The organism is Acidocella facilis ATCC 35904 (assembly GCF_000687875.1).
GTDB classification, from domain to species: Bacteria; Pseudomonadota; Alphaproteobacteria; order Acetobacterales; family Acetobacteraceae; genus Acidocella; species Acidocella facilis.
This window is the reverse complement of the sequence record NZ_JHYG01000005.1, coordinates 91,927-105,000: the sequence shown is the minus strand read 5'-3', so window position 1 is coordinate 105,000 and position 13,074 is coordinate 91,927. Positions and strand designations below refer to the sequence as shown.

The following is a 13,074-nucleotide window of genomic DNA, read 5'->3' as shown; positions in this document are numbered from 1 at the left end:
CTAATGGCCGGTGGCTCGAAGGCGCTCAAGGGTGGCTTGCTGTGGCAGCCTATGGCGGTAGGTCAGCGCTTCGGCGATATGAAAACGCTGGGTTTCCTGCGCACCGGCAAGATCGGCGATGGTGCGCCCGACGCGCAGCGCCCTGATCTGGCCGCGCACGGAGAGCTGCAATTTTTCCGCCGCCCGTTCCAGAAATTCGCGCGCCTCGATGGTGGTCGGCATCAGATCCGGACCGGCTTCGGCGTTTGAGCCAGGGCCGTCCTCGCCATAGCGCTGGATCGCCCGGGCCCGGGCCTCGGCGATGCGCTGGGCCACGACCGCGCTGCTCTCCCCTGCCGGGATCCAGCTCATCTCGCGCGGGCTGAGCGGCATTACGCCAATGGTGATGTCGATCCGGTCCAGCAGCGGACCGGAAAGTTTGCTCTGGTAATCTTCCCCGCAGCGCGGGGCGCGGCCGCATTCACGCCCGCCATCGCCCAGATAGCCGCAGCGGCAGGGGTTCATCGCGCCGACAAGCTGGAACCGCGCCGGGTAGGTGATATGCGCCGCGGCACGGCTGACGGTGGTCTGGCCGGTTTCCATGGGCGCGCGCAGGGCCTCCAGTGTCGCCCGCGGAAATTCCGGCATTTCATCGAGGAAAAGCACGCCGCGATGGGCGAGCGAGATCTCGCCCGGGCGCGCCCGCAGGCCGCCGCCGGCAATCGCCGCCGGACTGGCTGAAAAATGCGGATCGCGAAATGGTGGCCGGGTGACGAGCTGGCCATTGGTGAGCATGCCCGAGACGGAATGGATCATGCTGACCTCGAGCGCCTGGCGCGGGGTGAGGTCCGGGAGCAGCCCGGGCAGCCTTGCGGCCAGCATGGATTTGCCCGAACCGGGCGGGCCGATCATCAGCAGATTATGCCCGCCTGCCGCGGCGACTTCCAGCGTGCGCCGGGCGACATCCATGCCTTTGACATCGGCCAGATCCAAGCTCGGTGCGCCGGCGCCCAGTGTGCCTGGCGGCGGCGGGGCGAGCAGCTGGGTGCCGCGAAAATGATTGATCAAACTCAGCAGGTCCGGGGCGGCGAGAATGGTCATGTCGCCAGCCCAACCGGCTTCCGCACCTTGGGAGGCCGGACAGATCAGCCCCCAACCCTGCCCTTGTGCGGCGATGGCCGCGGGCAGAATGCCGGCGGCGGGATTGAGGCGGCCATCGAGCGACAATTCGCCCAGCGCGGCGAAAGCAAAGAGGTCTTCGGCGGGAAGGATATCCATCGCCGCGAGAACCGCCAGCGCGACCGGAAGGTCGAAATGGCTCCCTTCCTTCAGCATATCGGCCGGGGCAAGATTGACGAGAATGCGCTTGGGCGGGAGCGCCAAACCCATCGACGTCAAGGCCGCGCGGACGCGCTCACGCGCCTCGCCCACGGCTTTGTCTGGCAAACCCACCATGAGAAACGCCGGCAAGCCGCTGGCGATTTGAACCTGAACCTCGACGCGCTGGGCGTCGATGCCGGAAAAGGCGAAGCTGTTGACCCGCGCGATGCTCATGACCTGTCCGCCCTGGAGTTGGGGACAGGTTATGAATGCAATCTATGATTGTCTATAGTTGTTTCGGGTTCGTTGTATTTTAGGCGGGCTGGCGCTTCACCGTCAAAGGTCCGGAAGCCTGGCAAGTCGGCATCATTTCGATCCGGTTGATATTCATGTGCGCGGGCAGGCTGACCAGCCAGCTTGCGGTTTCGGCGATATCGTCCGGGGTCAGGGATTCAGTGTCCTCATACACCTTGGCGGCGCGTTGCTGATCCCCGCCGAAGCGGACCTGGGAGAACTCGGAGCCGCCGACCTGCCCGGGTTCGATGTCGGTAACGCGGACATTCCGCCCCACCAGATCCGCGCGCAGATTGAGGGAGAATTGCTTCACGAAGGCCTTGGAGGCGCCATACACATTTCCGCCCGGATAGGGGTAGGAGCCCGCAATCGAGCCGATATTGAGGATCAGCCCGTCATTGCGCTCGACCATCTGCGGCAGGATGGCGCGTGTCATATGCAGGACGCCGGTGATGTTGGTCGCGACCATCGTGTCCCAATCATCCAGCTTGGCCTCCCAGGCGGAAGCCAGCCCCAGGGCAAGACCGGCATTGTTCACCAGCACGTCAATCTTGCGCCACGCCTCCGGCAGCGCGGCGACGAAGCCGGCGACCGCTTTCGTATCGGTTACATCCAGAGCCGCGATGTGAACATGCTCGCCCAGTTCCGCCTTCAGCGCCTCCAGCCGTTCGACGCGCCGTCCGGTGGCGATCACCCGATGCCCGTCCTTGACGAAACGCCGTGCGAAGGTGGCGCCGAATCCGGCTGTCGCGCCAGTGATCAGGATCGTCTTCATGTGTCTGTCCTTTCGGAGGCTTACCAGGAAAACCCTGGCAGGATGGCGGTGGGAGAGAGGTTCGAGGCTGCCGCTTCCGCAGGCGCCTGCTCGGGATGTAGGGCGTGGATGCCGGAGAGAACCCAGCAGCTATCGATGCCGGCGGCTTTCGCGCCGGAAATATCGGTGCGCAGCGAATCGCCGATGGCCAGGGTGCGCTGCTGTGTCGTACCGAGCAAGGCGAGTGTCGGCTTGTAAATTGCCGCATCCGGCTTGCCGCGCTGAATGACGCGGCCGCCCTCCGCCTCGTAAAGCTGGGCCAGATAACCGGCGCAGATGATGCGGTCCTTGCCCTTCATCACTTCGAGATCCGGATTGGCGCAGATCATCGGCAGACCAGCCTTCAGGCAGGCCTGAAGTGCTGGCTGGTAGAGATCAGGGTTGTGCGGACCCAGCTCGTCATCCGGTCCGGTATTCAAGACAAAATCAGCGACCTCCGGAGAGGCGGCCTCTTCATAATCGAGCCTGTCGAACACGTCCCGGTCGCGGGGCGGGCCGAGATGGTAGAGGCGTTTGCCAAGGGTGGCAAACTCGTCGGTGCGGGTCTTCAAACCCAGATAGACGGCTTCGCCGCTGGACATGACGCCGTCATGCAAGGCCGGGGTAACGCCCATGCTGGCGAGGAATTTGGCAATCCCCGCCGCCCGGCGGGGGGCGTTGGAGAGGAAGACCACGCGTTTACCCGCCGCCTTGAGGCGAGTCAGGCAATCGAGTACGCCGGGATAAGGGGCGAAACCGTCATGCACAACGCCCCAGAGATCGACGATAAACCCGTCATACGCAGCGCAAAGCTCGCCAATCCCGCTCATAATCCTGCTCCCACGGCGTCGGATACGGTGCTGAAGCCGCGGTCCTTCAGCAAGGCCGCGAGCCGGTGTTTGAGTTTTGGCAGCATGGCGGGCCCTTGATAGGCGAAGCCGGTATAGAGCTGCACCAGGGAGGCGCCGGCCAGGAGTTTTGCCAGCGCGTCCTCCGCGGTGAACACCCCGCCCGCGCCGATGAAAGTGAGCTGCTGCCCGGCAAGGCGATAGGCGCGGGCGAGCATCGCGGTGGAGGCGTTGAACAGCGGCGCGCCTGACAGCCCCCCAGCCTCACGCCGCAGCGGGCTTTTCAGCGTATCCGGGCGCGCGATGGTCGTGTTGGAAATGATCAGGCCGCTCACTTTATGCTGGATGGCGACTTCAATGACGGCTTCCTGCCCCTCCTCCGACAAATCCGGCGCGATTTTGACATAAACCGGCTTCGGGCTGTCGATGCCGGCCAGGATGCCGGCCAGCCGTTCCTCGGATTGCAGGTCGCGCAGGCCGGGCGTGTTGGGCGAGGAGATGTTGATCGTGATATAGTCGGCATGCGGCGCAACCGCCTTGACCAGCGCCGGGTAGTCGCGCTCCGGATCCGCGCCGTCCTTGTTGATCCCGACATTCGCGCCGAGGACGAGGCGGGTTTTGTCCGCCTGTTTCAGGTTTTCAAGATAGGCCTGCAGCCCCTGATTGTTGAAGCCCATCCGATTGATGACGGCGTTGTCCTCGGCCAGGCGAAACAGCCGGGGCTGCGGGTTCCCGGGCTGGGGGCGCGGGGTGACGGTGCCGGCCTCCACAAACCCGAAGCCCAACCGCCCCAATGCGGTGACCGCATAGGCGTTCTTATCGAACCCGGCGGCAAGTCCGATCGGGTTCGAGAGTGTCCGGCCGAAGGCCTGCGTGGAAAGGCAGGGATCGTCCGGCGTGTTGTCGGTACCGACCAGCCCCCAGCGCAACGCCTTGAGAGACAGGTTATGCGCGCGTTCCGGATCCAGCTGCCGCAGGAGCGGCATCAATAGAGCAGGGGCGAAGATCATTTGACGTAGACGAGAACGACCTGATCCAGCCCCGCGGTCTTGGCGCCGGTTGAAACGCGCGATGCTGCGACACCGTCTGCGACAATGGCTTTGGCGATGGCCTGCGCCTCGGGGGTAAGCCCGGCGAGGGTTTTCGCATCGGTATCCGGGTTGCCTGTGGCCGGTGCCTCGGCGACGACCTGGAATGCGGCATCCGGCTTGATCGCCAGGGCCTGGTTGACGGCATTGCGCAGAGGCGCCTGGAAGTCCTGCGTATCCGGCAGAACCGAGACCAGCGGGATGCGGTTGTGAAACGCATCCGCGGCTGAGACGGTTTGTGTATCCGGCCCCGCAGGTGTCGGAGAGAAGGTTTGGCGGCCCGGAGGGGCGCATGAAGCCAGAACCAGAGCGGATAACAGGACAGGAATGCGGCGCATGGGTCTTATCTAGTCGTGGCATGCTTGCGCGGCAACAAGCGTTAAGGCGATGTTTGCTCTAGGCATACCGGCATAGTGAGGCGTGGCTGATGTTCGATCTGATTGTGCGAAACGCGAATCTGCCCGGGGGGCGGAAAAATCTGGATATCGCGATTGCCGATGGGCGGGTCGTGGCGGTCGAAGCAGGGGTGCAGGGCGAAGCTGCGCAAGACATCGATGCGACAGGGCGGCTGGTGACGTCGCCCTTCGTTGATGCGCATATTCATCTCGATTCCACCCTCTCTCTGGGGCTGCCACGAATGAACGAGTCCGGCACGTTGCTCGAAGGGATCGCGCTTTGGGGCGAGCTGAAGCCGCATCTGACGCAGGAGGCGATTTACGAGCGCGCCAGAAAACTCTGCCTCTGGTCGGCGGCGCGGGGCACGCTGGCCATCCGCTCACATGTCGATGTGTGCGACGAAAGGCTTTTGGCGGTCGAGGCGCTGCTTCAGCTGAAAAAGGATCTGGCCGCGTGGATCGACATCCAGCTGGTGGCGTTTCCCCAGGATGGTTTCTTCCGGTCGCGTGGTGCCGAGGCCAATCTGCGTAAAGCCTTGAAGATGGGCGTCGAGGTGGTCGGCGGGATCCCGCATTTCGAGCGCACGCAGGAGGATGGGCGTCTTTCGGTCCAGGCCTTGATGAGGATCGCCGCAGAGGCGGGTCTCATGGTGGACATGCATTGCGACGAAAGCGATGACCCGCTGTCACGGCATGTCGAGACGCTGGCCGCTGAGACGCTGCGCCACGGTATGGGCGGCAGGGTCGCGGGCTCGCATCTGACCTCCATGCATTCGATGGATAATTATTATGTGTCGAAGTTGATCCCGCTGATTGCCGAATCCGGCCTGTCGGCGATTGCCAATCCGCTGATAAACATAACTTTACAAGGCCGTCAGGACAGCTACCCGAAACGGCGCGGGATGACGCGAGTGAAAGAATTGCTGGCGGCGGGCGTGCCGGTAGCGTTCGGCCATGATTGCGTGATGGACCCCTGGTACGCGCTTGGCAGTCACGACATGCTTGAGGTGGCCGCGATGGGTCTGCACGTCGGCCAGTTAACCTCAATGCAAGAGATTGATGCCTGTTTCGACGCTGTCACCAGTACGCCAGCGAAGATCCTGAATCTGGACGGGTACGGGGTGAGCCCTGGCAGCTGGGGTGATTTGGTGGTTTTGCAGGCGGAAGACGAAATGGAAGCGATTCGGTTGCGGGCCGAGCGGCTTTACGTCATCCGGCGCGGGAAGCTCCTGGCGCAATCAGCGCCTCGGGAAAGTCTGGTTTGGTTTGGATCTGACAGGCAGAATGTGGCGTTCACCCGTCAAAATCTCAATCAGCTCCGATAAGCCTAGAGTTGTAGAAAGCCGAGTTAAGCTTCGGTTCTAGGATCGAGTATTTTCCTTACAGGAATATTGGATCGATTATCATCGAATCGCGTTGACTCATTTTTATTCATAATCCGACATTTGCGAGCGTAGGGCGTTCTGGCTGGCAGATGCCGTGTCGGCGGGTTGTCTGCTATAAGATGAAGGCCAATTCCAGCTTTCGGGCGGAAATTGGCCTTCTGTACGATTAAACCAGCCGTGATTGCTTGACCGCTGCCTCGATAAAGCCCTGGAACAGCGGGTGTGGGTCGAACGGCTTTGATTTCAGCTCAGGATGGTACTGCACGCCGATAAACCAGGGATGATCCGGGTATTCGACGATTTCCGGCAGAATGCCGTCTGGTGAGAGGCCGGAGAAGCGCAGCCCCTTGGCTTCGAGCTGCTCGCGGTAATGAATATTGACCTCGTAGCGATGGCGGTGCCGCTCCTCAATATGAGCCGCTCCCCCGTAAACTTGGCGCACGAGCGAGCCTTGGGTGAGGGTGGCGGGGAAGGCACCAAGCCGCATGGTGCCGCCCAGATCGCCATCGGCGCGGCGGCGTTCGATCTCGTTTTCCCGCGCCCACTCAGTCATCAGCCCGACAATGGGAATGTCGCACGGGCCGAATTCGGTCGAGGACGCGGACGCCATGCCAGCCAGATTGCGCGCGCATTCGATCACCGCCATCTGCATGCCAAAGCAGATTCCAAGGAAGGGAACCTTGTGCTCACGCGCGAAGCGAACGGCTTCGATCTTGCCCTGGGACCCGCGCTCACCGAAGCCGCCGGGCACGAGAATGCCATGCACGCCTTCCAGCTGCTCAACCGCATCGGGCTGCTCGAAGATCTCGGCATCCATCCAGTCCAGCTTGACCTTGACCTTGTTGGCGATGCCGCCATGGGCCAGGGCTTCGGCCAGGGATTTATAGCTGTCGAGCAGGTTGGTGTATTTGCCGACCACCGCGATGCGCACCTCCCCTTCGGGGAAGCGGACGGTATCGACGATCGATTTCCAGCGTGCCAGATCCGGCTCGCTTTCGAAGGGCAGGCCGAAATGGCGCAGCACTTCCCGATCCATCCCGGCCTCATGGTAGGAAATGGGGACGGTGTAGATCGTATCGACATCCAGCGCCGGCACCACCGCCTCAGCCCGGACATTGCAGAAGCTGGCGATCTTGCGCCGCTCATTCTCAGGGATTGGCCGGTCGCAACGGCAAATCAGCATGTTCGGCTGAATGCCGACATTCTGCAGCTCCTTGACCGAATGCTGGGTCGGCTTGGTTTTCAGCTCGCCGGCGGACGGGATGTAGGGCACCAGCGTCAGATGCACGAACATCGCCCGTTCGCTGGTCAGCTCATTGCCAAGCTGGCGGATGGCTTCAAGAAAGGGCAGCGACTCGATGTCGCCGACTGTTCCGCCAATCTCGACCAGCACGAAATCGAGGCCGTCCGTTTGATTTTGAACGGTTTCCTTGATCGCGTCGGTAATGTGAGGAATCACCTGGACGGTGGCGCCGAGATAATCGCCCCGGCGCTCCTTGGCGATCACCCCGGAATAGATCTTGCCGGTGGTGGCATTGTCGGCCTTGTTGGCATGAACGCCGGTGAAGCGCTCATAATGGCCGAGATCCAGATCGGTCTCGGCGCCGTCATCGGTCACGAACACCTCACCATGCTGGTAAGGGCTCATCGTCCCGGGATCGACATTGAGATAGGGGTCCAGCTTGCGCAGCCGGACAGAATAACCCCTGGCTTGCAGCAGGGAACCGAGGGCCGCCGAGGCAATGCCCTTACCGAGGGACGAAACCACGCCGCCGGTGATGAAAACAAACCGCGTCATGGAATCCAATCTTACATGAGTCGCAATGGGAGGGTGAAGAGGGAGGCGCCGTATTACTGGGTTTTGTTCGGCGCAGGGGTCGCGGGCGCGGCCGGCGCCGCCGGCGCGGCGGGGGCAGGCAGCGCGTCAGCCGGGGTTTGCGGCAGCGACGAGGGCAGAGACGGCGCGCTCGGTGCGGGGGCGGACGGTGCCGCCGGCGCCGGGCTGTTCAAAATCGCCGCGTTATTGGCTGTGCCGCTACCCTTATATAGCAGGGCCAGTGCCAACGAGAGCACGAAGAAGGCCGTGCCGAGGATGGCCGTGGTGCGGGTGAGAAGATTTGCCGTGCCTCGGCCGGTCATGAAGCTGCCCATGCCCTGGCCGCCGCCAAGACCAAGACCGCCACCTTCGCTGCGCTGGATCAGCACAACGCCGATCAACGCCACGGTGACGAACACATGCAGCACGAGAAGAACCTTGATCATCACAAACCCGCAAAAACAGACAGGCGCGCTTCTAGTGCGGGCGGGCGCAGGATTCAACCTTGCAGCCGCCCACGCGGGTCGAAAAGCGCAAAGCCGGACCTAGAGCGGCGCGGCTGTCGCGATGGCGAGGAAGTCAGCGGCTTTCAGGCTGGCGCCGCCAACCAGGGCGCCGCCTACCTCGGGCAATGCCAGCAGAGCGGCGGCATTGGCCGGCTTCACGGAGCCGCCATACAGGATCGCAATGGCAGCGCCTGCGGTGCCGAGTTGCTCGACCAGCGCCTTGCGAATGGCGGCATGCATGGAGGCGACATCGTCTTCCGTCGGGGTGCGGCCGGTGCCGATGGCCCAGACCGGCTCATAGGCGACGACGCCGCTGAATTGCGCCGGCAGGCTATGCGCCAGTTGGCTGCGAACGACCGCTTCAGCCTCGCCGGCTTCGCGCTCGGCCTCGGTTTCGCCGACGCAGATGACCGGAGTAAGCCCCGCCGCGATCGCCGCCTCGGCCTTCCCGCGCACCACGGCGTTGGTCTCGCCGTGATTGGTGCGCCGTTCCGAATGGCCGAGAATGACATGAGAAGCGCCAACATCGCGGATCATCGCGGCCGAGATATCCCCGGTATGCGCACCTTCCGCCGCGGGGTGGCAGTCCTGGCCGCCCAGGGCGATCTTGCTGCCAGCCAAGGTGCTGGCAAAACGGTCCAGCAGGGTGAAGGGCGGGCAGACCAGCATGTCCACATGCGCCGGGGCGTCGGCGCGAAGGGCCGCCGTGAATGCCTCGATATCGGCGCGTTTGCCGAACATCTTCCAATTGCCCGCAATAAGTTGCCTCATCCTGCTCTCCCTTCTGATAAATACTGCATAATGCTGAATGGTTCGGGCGCGCTGCCATGCAGCAAATGCGCTTTTGATTCGATGGTGCGACGCAGCATAATATGCCCGTTTCCAATCGAGGAGGGTTTCCCGATGCTGTTCTTTCTTGCCATTCTGGCGCTTGCCGCCATCTCGATGCTGCTGATCCGGGCGATGGCCTTGGAGGGCCGCAAGCCAGCATTTCTGCCGCGTGAGTGTCCTGCCAAGGTGCATCGCCTGCCGGCCAGCGCGCTGTTGGATGCCGCGTCTCTGCGGGGATTGTACTGAGGCCCTGTTTGACGTTGCCAAACACCATCATGCCAATATCTGGCATGAGGCGTGGTCAGGGCTTGGAGGCTGTTCACGCCCCCTCCCACCGATTTGTCCGGCACCGTTGAATTGCCCAGTCCATGACGCCTAGCTATAGAGGCGGCGGTTTGGGGTAAAGAGAGACGATGCTGGTCTGGGTCCGGAATTTAATGGGTAGCTGGGTGGCGCGTGTGTTCTTCGCGCTGCTGGTTGTGGTGTTCATTTTTTGGGGCGTCTCCAACGTCTTCACGATGGCGGGCAGCCCGAATGCGGTCGCGACCGTCGCCGGCCAGCCTGTCGATGTCAGTGTCGTCCAGGCCGCTTACCAGCGCGCGCTGAACCAGTACCAGCAACAGGGCCAGACGCCGGATCAGGCGACGCGGCAGCAATTGGCAGAGCAGGCCTTGTCGGCCGCCATTCGCGAAAAGATCATGCGCCAGGCGGCGGCTTATGATAGGATCGGCGTGCCGGACGCGGCCGTGCGGGCAGTGCTGGACGGGATTCCGGCCTTCCAGACCAATGGCAGCTTCGACAAAGCCAAGTTCGCGCAGGTTCTGCGGCAGAATGGCCTGTCCGAAAACGAGTTCATCAATGAGATCAAGGATGAGGTGATCTCGCGCCAGTTGATCACGCCGATCATCAATGGCGCGCAGGTGCCGGATGAAATGCTGGGCCAGATTTTTGGATTGCTGGGCGAGCAGCGGACAGCGTCTCTGGTAAATGTTCCGGTCAACACGCAGCCGGTGCCGGCCACGCCGTCCGACGCTGTGCTGCAGCGTTTTTGGCAGAATCACCAGAGCCAGTTCACTTCGCCGGAATATCGTAAAATCCAGCTTGTCATTTTGTCCCCCGCCTTGATGGCGCCCCACGAAAAGGTATCCGAGGCTGAGGTGCAGGCAGCTGTCGCGCGGGCGCAGGCAAACAGCCCGAGCACGCCGGTGCGCAGTGCGGATGTGCTCTCCGTCGAGGATCTGGCGGATGCCTCGCAACTACTTGCGGCCTGGAAGAAAGGCGCAAGCTGGGCAAAAATGCAGGCCTTGGCGAAATCCTATCACGCCGTCTCGGTGCCGTTGGCCAAGATGCAGCAGAACCAGATCCCGTCCGGGGCGCTGGCGAACGCGATCTTTGCAGCCCCTGCCGGCCAGGTGATGGGGCCCATTGCGGGCGGCCAGGGCATGTATCTTTTCAAAGTGACGGATATCGGTCAGTCCGGGCCTGATCAGGCACAGCTGGTCGCGCAGGCGACGCAGCAATTGCAGTTGCAGCAGGCCCAGGCGGATGTGGCGAAGAATGTCGATGCGCTGCAGGATGCGCTCGCCGGGCAGACGCCGTTGGACCAGCTTCCGGGCAATCTGGGTCTGGTCGCGGTTGAGGGGACGCTGGATGCGGGCGGCCAGACGCCGGATGGCTCGGCCGCGCCGATCCCCGGTGGCGACGATCTGCGCAATGCCATCGTCAAGGCTGCTTTTGCAACGCAACCGGGGCAGGCCGCAAAGCTTCAGTCCGGCCCGGATGGCAGCTATTACGCTTTGACGGTGCAGAAGCTGCTGCCGCCTGCCGTGCAGGCCTTTGCGCAAGCCAAAGCCAAGGTTCTGGCGGCCTGGCAACAGGATCAGCAGATCCGCGAGGCGGAGGTGATCGCCGCTGATCTCATGCATAATGTGAATACCGGAACGCCGATCGCGAAAGCGGCCAGCGCGCAAGGGCTTACGGCGACGGCCAGCCCGGTTTACACGCGGCAGACCCAGCCCCAGGATCAACCCTCGACACTCGTCCCGAGCCTGTTCGCGATGAAGTCGGGTCAGGCTACGATGATCCAGACGAAGGACGGCTTCCTGGTCGCGGCGCTGACCAAGGTGGTGCAGCCGACACCGCAGAGCGACCCGGCCATGTATGCGCAATTGCAGCAGAGCCTGAATAAAGGCTTGCAGGATGATCTGGGCGGGAGTTTTCTGGCCGGACTGCAGGCGCGCGATAAGGTCACTGTGAACCAGAAGCTGTTCGCGCAAATCTATCAGTGAGGAAAGAAAGAAGTCTTGTCATGAATGCCGTTTCGCCAGACCGTTTTGAGACCTTCCGTGCCGCCTATGATCAGGGTCGCGGCGCGCTGGTCTGGCGTCACGGCATCGCCGACCTGCTGACACCGGTTGCGGCCTATCTGAAGGTCGCGCATGGCCAGCCTTATTCTTTTTTGCTGGAGAGCGTGGAAGGCGGGGCGACGCGTGGGCGGTATTCCTTTATCGGCTTGTCGCCCGATCTGGTCTGGAAATGTGAACGCGGGGTGGCTTCGGTCAATCGCGAAGCCCAGAGTCAACCGGAGAGCTTTGCCCAGATTTTCGAGGCGCCGCTCAAAAATCTGCGCGGCCTGATCGCCGAGACGCGGATGGAAGTGCCCGCAGGTCTTCCGCCCGGAATTGGCGGCCTGCACGGATATCTTGGCTATGATCTGGTCAGGCTGATGGAAGATCTGCCGGCGCTGAAGCCGGACGTAATGGGCATTCCCGAGGCGATTCTGACCCGTCCGGGGCTGTTGATCGTGTTCGACAATGTTACCGATGAAATGACCCTGGCGGCGCCGGTCTATCCGAAGCAAGGGGTGGAGGCGGTCCAAGCCTATGCTGCCGCCGAGGCCAAGTTGAATGACCTGGCGAAAGCCCTGGAGGCACCTGTTCCGGAGCTGCAGGGGCGTTTGCTGGCGCCGATCGAGCAGAGCTCGAACATGGAAAAGGAAGAGTTCCTGGGCGCGGTGGAAACCGCCAAGAACTATATCCGCGCGGGCGATGCCTTCCAGATTGTGCCCTCGCAGCGTTTTGAAGCACCGTTCTCCTTGCCCGCCTTCGCGCTTTACCGGAGTCTGCGGCGGATCAACCCCGCGCCCTTCCTGTTTTTCCTGGATTTCGGCAATTTTCAGGCTGTCGGCTCTTCACCGGAGATCCTGGTGCGGCTGCGCGATGGCACCGTGACCATCCGCCCGCTGGCGGGCACACGCCGCCGCGGCGCCACCACCGAGGAAGATGTCGCGCTGGAAGAAGAGTTGCTGGCCGACCCCAAGGAGCGGGCCGAGCATCTCATGCTGCTGGATCTCGGGCGCAATGATGTCGGGCGGGTGTCGGAAATCGGTTCTGTGCGCGTGGCGCAAAGCTTCGCCATCGAACGTTTTTCGCATGTGATGCATATTTCCTCGACGGTTGAGGGCAAGCTGCGGCCGGGGCTCGAGGCGCTGGATGCGCTGATCGCCGGATTTCCCGCCGGCACCTTGTCGGGCGCGCCAAAGGTCCGGGCGATGCAGATCATTGAGGAGCTCGAACCGTCGCGCCGGGGGCTATATGCCGGATGCATCGGCTATTTCGCCGCGAATGGCGAGATGGACACATGTATCGGCTTGCGCACCGCTTTGGTGAAGGATGGCCGCATGTATGTGCAGGCGGGCGTCGGCGTGGTCGCCGATTCCGACGCCGAGGCCGAATATATGGAAAGCGTGCAGAAAGCGCGCGCGTTGTTCCGCGCCGCAGAGGACGCCGTGCGCTATGTCAGCGCGCCGGGGGCTTGAGC

The 13,074-nt window shown here is 62.8% G+C and carries 12 protein-coding genes; 4 read left to right on the top strand and 8 right to left on the bottom strand.

What is annotated here, in order from left to right; genetic code table 11:
• From T331_RS0108145 to T331_RS0108125, 5 genes are all read right to left on the bottom strand, one after another.
• Positions 1-1,533 carry a YifB family Mg chelatase-like AAA ATPase gene (locus tag T331_RS0108145; RefSeq protein ID WP_026439644.1) on the bottom strand — a complete coding sequence of 511 codons (1,533 nt, stop codon included), beginning with the start codon at positions 1,531-1,533 and terminating at the stop codon, positions 1-3.
• 79 nt (positions 1,534-1,612) lie between these two features.
• Positions 1,613-2,368, bottom strand: coding sequence for an SDR family oxidoreductase (locus T331_RS0108140; RefSeq protein WP_008494508.1), 756 nt, complete (start codon positions 2,366-2,368; stop codon positions 1,613-1,615).
• Positions 2,369-2,388: 20 nt separating this feature from the next.
• A complete protein-coding gene (locus T331_RS0108135) occupies positions 2,389-3,216 on the bottom strand; it encodes a TIGR01459 family HAD-type hydrolase (protein ID WP_026439643.1) in 828 nt (275 codons plus the stop codon).
• Positions 3,213-4,220 (bottom strand): quinone-dependent dihydroorotate dehydrogenase, encoded by a 1,008-nt coding sequence (locus T331_RS0108130; RefSeq protein ID WP_081822182.1) that lies wholly within the window; start codon positions 4,218-4,220, stop codon positions 3,213-3,215. Before T331_RS0108130 ends, T331_RS0108135 begins: the two co-directional genes overlap by 4 nt.
• Positions 4,221-4,240: 20 nt before the next feature.
• On the bottom strand, positions 4,241-4,660 hold the full coding sequence (locus tag T331_RS0108125) for a hypothetical protein (protein ID WP_026439641.1): 420 nt from the start codon (positions 4,658-4,660) through the stop codon (positions 4,241-4,243).
• An 89-nt stretch (positions 4,661-4,749) separates the two neighbouring features.
• Between T331_RS0108125 and T331_RS0108120 the strand changes: the two genes are divergently transcribed.
• Entirely contained in the window at positions 4,750-6,042 is a 1,293-nt protein-coding gene (locus T331_RS0108120; RefSeq protein ID WP_026439640.1) for an amidohydrolase family protein, read from the top strand.
• A gap of 226 nt (positions 6,043-6,268) precedes the next feature.
• Here the strand turns inward: T331_RS0108120 and T331_RS0108115 are convergent, their stop codons facing one another.
• The 3 genes from T331_RS0108115 to tpiA all read right to left on the bottom strand — a co-directional run bounded on the left by T331_RS0108115 (position 6,269) and on the right by tpiA (position 9,195).
• The gene (locus T331_RS0108115; RefSeq protein WP_026439639.1) at positions 6,269-7,900 is read right to left on the bottom strand and encodes a CTP synthase; all 1,632 of its coding nucleotides are present in this window, start codon (positions 7,898-7,900) and stop codon (positions 6,269-6,271) included.
• A gap of 53 nt (positions 7,901-7,953) precedes the next feature.
• A complete protein-coding gene (gene secG / locus T331_RS17805) occupies positions 7,954-8,364 on the bottom strand; it encodes a preprotein translocase subunit SecG (RefSeq protein WP_035179634.1) in 411 nt (136 codons plus the stop codon).
• A 99-nt stretch (positions 8,365-8,463) separates the two neighbouring features.
• A complete protein-coding gene (tpiA, locus tag T331_RS0108105) occupies positions 8,464-9,195 on the bottom strand; it encodes a triose-phosphate isomerase (protein ID WP_026439638.1) in 732 nt (243 codons plus the stop codon).
• Between the two features lie 132 nt (positions 9,196-9,327).
• Between tpiA and T331_RS19850 the strand changes: the two genes are divergently transcribed.
• The 3 genes from T331_RS19850 to trpE all read left to right on the top strand — a co-directional run bounded on the left by T331_RS19850 (position 9,328) and on the right by trpE (position 13,072).
• Entirely contained in the window at positions 9,328-9,501 is a 174-nt protein-coding gene (locus T331_RS19850; RefSeq protein ID WP_155992646.1) for a hypothetical protein, read from the top strand.
• A 167-nt stretch (positions 9,502-9,668) separates the two neighbouring features.
• Complete coding sequence (locus T331_RS0108095) at positions 9,669-11,543, top strand: SurA N-terminal domain-containing protein (RefSeq protein ID WP_081822171.1); 1,875 nt, start codon at positions 9,669-9,671, stop codon at positions 11,541-11,543.
• A 20-nt stretch (positions 11,544-11,563) separates the two neighbouring features.
• Entirely contained in the window at positions 11,564-13,072 is a 1,509-nt protein-coding gene (gene trpE / locus T331_RS0108090) for an anthranilate synthase component I (protein ID WP_026439636.1), read from the top strand.
• Positions 13,073-13,074: the final 2 nt, after the last annotated feature.

Coding starts and splice junctions, on each gene's coding strand:
- T331_RS0108120 (WP_026439640.1), top strand. CDS start 4,750: ATGTTCGATCTGATTGTGCGAAACGCGAATCTGCCCGGGGGGCGGAAA.
- T331_RS19850 (WP_155992646.1), top strand. CDS start 9,328: ATGCTGTTCTTTCTTGCCATTCTGGCGCTTGCCGCCATCTCGATGCTG.
- trpE (WP_026439636.1), top strand. CDS start 11,564: ATGAATGCCGTTTCGCCAGACCGTTTTGAGACCTTCCGTGCCGCCTAT.
- T331_RS0108145 (WP_026439644.1), bottom strand. CDS start 1,533: ATGAGCATCGCGCGGGTCAACAGCTTCGCCTTTTCCGGCATCGACGCC.
- T331_RS0108115 (WP_026439639.1), bottom strand. CDS start 7,900: ATGACGCGGTTTGTTTTCATCACCGGCGGCGTGGTTTCGTCCCTCGGT.
- T331_RS0108095 (WP_081822171.1), top strand. CDS start 9,669: ATGCTGGTCTGGGTCCGGAATTTAATGGGTAGCTGGGTGGCGCGTGTG.
- T331_RS0108140 (WP_008494508.1), bottom strand. CDS start 2,368: ATGAAGACGATCCTGATCACTGGCGCGACAGCCGGATTCGGCGCCACC.
- T331_RS0108135 (WP_026439643.1), bottom strand. CDS start 3,216: ATGAGCGGGATTGGCGAGCTTTGCGCTGCGTATGACGGGTTTATCGTC.
- T331_RS0108125 (WP_026439641.1), bottom strand. CDS start 4,660: ATGCGCCGCATTCCTGTCCTGTTATCCGCTCTGGTTCTGGCTTCATGC.
- tpiA (WP_026439638.1), bottom strand. CDS start 9,195: ATGAGGCAACTTATTGCGGGCAATTGGAAGATGTTCGGCAAACGCGCC.
- T331_RS0108130 (WP_081822182.1), bottom strand. CDS start 4,220: ATGCCGCTCCTGCGGCAGCTGGATCCGGAACGCGCGCATAACCTGTCT.
- secG (WP_035179634.1), bottom strand. CDS start 8,364: ATGATCAAGGTTCTTCTCGTGCTGCATGTGTTCGTCACCGTGGCGTTG.